Source organism: Paenibacillus jamilae (assembly GCF_050482105.1).
Taxonomy (GTDB): Bacteria; Bacillota; Bacilli; order Paenibacillales; family Paenibacillaceae; genus Paenibacillus; species Paenibacillus jamilae_B.
The window spans coordinates 1-2,012 of sequence record NZ_JBCNHI010000026.1 but is presented as its reverse complement, the minus strand read 5'-3'; the positions used below and the strand labels follow the sequence as shown (position 1 = coordinate 2,012).

Below are 2,012 nucleotides of genomic sequence, written 5' to 3'. Positions count from 1 at the left end.
TAAGGAGACACGCCAATGGATTGATTTTGCATATCCTGGTCAAATTGTCCCAAATAGTTAAAGCTGATTTCAGGTTCGGTTCCAAAATGCGCTTGCTCACATGCTGCAGACAGGTATCTCAGCATCCCGTAGCCAATGCCCTTTTGCGGAATCCGGCGTAGCCCTTCTTTCACCTGTTTGATGTGCTGTGAAAGGTCTCGCCCTGCGCTCATATCCAGCACAACCGGGAACTGCGTTGTAAACCAGCCCACCGTGCGCGTAATATCCAGCTCGGGCAAAATGGACTCCCGCCCATGGCCTTCCAGGGTGACAAGCACGCGTTCAATCCCCGCCCAGCGATGAATAGCCAGGCCCAGTGCGCTCAGCAGCAAATCATTCATATCCGTGTTGTAGGCACGATGTGCTTGCTTTAACAACTGCTCCGTTTCCAGCGCTGTCCACGTGACCGTCATGAGCTCGCTGTCTTTATTCAAGGAATGAGAAGGTGATTCGTCTTTTGGAAGCGGCTCATACCCCCCTTGTTCCACTTCTTGCCAGAAGGCGAGCTCTGCTGCCATCTCTGGACCGTTCGCATAGTGAGACTGTCCCTCAGCCCAAGTGCGGAACGAATCCGTTTTGTGCGGAAGACGAGCCGCTTGACCGTGCAATGCCTGTTCATAGGCTGTCGTAAGATCCTCGAACAAAATACGCCAGGATACGGTATCTACTACTAAGTGATGAATAGCCATCAGCAAGTGATCTCCATCGGGGCAATGGAACAGCCCCAGCTTCACCAGCGGTCCTTCGCTTAAATGAATGCCCGCCTGAATTTCATTTGCTTTGGCCTCGATCGCCGCAGACACTTCCGACTCATGGCTGAAATCCGCCTGATCCAGCGTATACAGTTCACCTTCGCCAATGGCGCGGTTCCAGGCTTCATATCCGTGCTCTGTAGGACGGAAAACGATCCGCAGTGCATCGTGATGGCTAATGATGTGGTCCATCGCTGTGCGTAGCGCCGCCTCATCAAAACCATCCTTGCTATGCAGCATGATGGACTGGTTATGATGATGAGCATCCGTCAGGTTCTGTTCCAAGAACCAGTGTTGCACAGGCGTCAGCTTCACCGCGCCTACCACTTCGCTTTGATCCGCCAAGCGGGTCACCGATTGGACGCTCAGCGCCAATGCAGACACGGTTGGATGGCTGAACAGGTCTTTCATCTCCAGTCGATAGCCGGCTTGCAGCAAGCGGGACGATACTTGCAGGGCCTTGATCGAATCGCCGCCCAGCTCGAAGAAGTTATCCTGCGTGCCTACGGCTTCTACGCCGAGCACTCCGGCCCATACCGCAGCCAGTACTTGCTCCACCTTCGTACGCGGGGCCACATAGGCGGCTCCCGTATGAATGCTGCCTTCCGGCTCCGGCAAGGCCCTGCGGTCGATCTTGCCGTTGTTGGTCAGCGGGATGGTTTCCAGTCGCATCAGGCGCGCTGGCACCATGTGCGCTGGCAGTCCGGCTTCCAGTGCGGTCTGTACTTCCTCGATCCGCAGCTCGGCTTCTCCCGTGATGTACCCGCACAAATACTTGTGCCCACGCTCATCCGTCCGGTCGATGACTACGGCTTGACGTACACCGGGTACCCGCTGAATCGCCGTTTCAATCTCGCCCAGTTCGATCCGGTAGCCCCGGATTTTGACCTGATAGTCCATCCGGCCAATAAAGTCTACATTGCCGCCGGGCATCCACCGTGCCAAGTCGCCGGTGCGGTACAGTCGTTCACCCGGTACATACGGGTTCGCTACGAATTTCTCGGCTGTCAGGTCCGCACGGTTCAGGTACCCCCGTGCGACCCCGATGCCGCCGATGCATAGCTCGCCCAGTACGCCAATCGGCACCGGATTCAGCTGGCTGTCCACAATGTAGAAGCGTGCGTTCAGCCATGCCTGACCAATCGGTACATTCCCGCTGCTTGGCAGCTTCGACAGCTCTTCGTCGTAGAAGCTCGAGTCAATGGCCGCTTCCGTGACACC

At 56.3% G+C, this 2,012-nt stretch carries 1 protein-coding gene; it reads right to left on the bottom strand.

The features are described 5' to 3' along the window. The coding region (locus ABEW32_RS24535; RefSeq protein WP_430192668.1) for a condensation domain-containing protein at positions 1-2,012 on the bottom strand (2,012 nt) is incomplete at both ends.